Below are 927 nucleotides of genomic sequence, written 5' to 3' on the forward strand. Positions count from 1 at the left end.
CTAGGCTCTGTACGTAAACCCAAGAAATACGATTTTCTGTAAAATACACCGCCATTAAAGCCAGGAGGCCAAGATGGCAAAGCGGTATGAACTCCCCGACGCAGCCTGGGATCTGGTTGCAGATATCTTCACCAAAAATCAGCGCACCGGGCGCCCTCGGGCCGATGATCGCCTGATGCTAAACGGTATTCTCTGGGTGCTTTGCTCTGGCGCAGCCTGGCGAGACATGCCCGAACGATTCGGCCCTTGGTCAACGATCTATCAACGGTTCCGGGGATGGCGTGATTGCGGAGCTTTTGATCAGATGCTCAAGCGTCTTCATATCCGATTGAATGAGCAGGGTTTGATTGACTTGGAAACATGGATGATCGACTCCACTGCCGTACGAGCAACCCGGGCCTCATCAGGTGCCGGGAAAAAAGGGGATTTGAAGAACCGCAAGACCACGCGCTCGGGCGCAGCCGGGGTGGCCTGACGACCAAGATTCACATGCTGTGCGACGCCAATGGTGTGCCTCTGCGTTTCCTGTTGTCAGGCGGACAAGCCAGCGATATAGCCTATGCCCAACCGCTACTCGATCAGGCTTGCATACCCAGCCTGCGCGGTCGCCCACGCAAGCGTTGCCGCTGGTTGCTGGCTGACAAGGGTTACGACGCTGAAGCGCTGCGCCAGTATTGTGATCGTTATCGCATGCAGCCAGTCATTCCGTTGCGAAGCATGAAGCGCAAAACCAAGCCAGGATTGCCTCGACTTTTTGATCGCCCCAAATATCGGCAGCGCAACATCATCGAACGCATGTTTGGCTGGCTGAAGGAGAACCGTCGCATCGTGACGCGCTTCGACAAGCTCGCAACAAGTTTTGCGGCGATGGTCTCATTGGCCTGCGCTATGCGGTGCTTGCGACAATACTTTACGTACAGAGCCTAG

At 55.6% G+C, this 927-nt stretch carries 1 protein-coding gene; it reads left to right on the forward strand.

The annotated features are described in order from the left end of the window. The first annotated feature begins 73 nt into the window (after positions 1-73). A protein-coding gene (locus tag JFT44_RS28510; RefSeq protein WP_086005488.1) for an IS5 family transposase occupies positions 74-927 on the forward strand; the annotation gives its coding sequence in 2 pieces (ribosomal slippage) (positions 74-415 and positions 418-927; 852 coding nt in all).

Source organism: Pseudomonas sp. MF5691 (assembly GCF_016405645.1).
Lineage (GTDB): Bacteria > Pseudomonadota > Gammaproteobacteria > Pseudomonadales > Pseudomonadaceae > Aquipseudomonas > Aquipseudomonas shahriarae.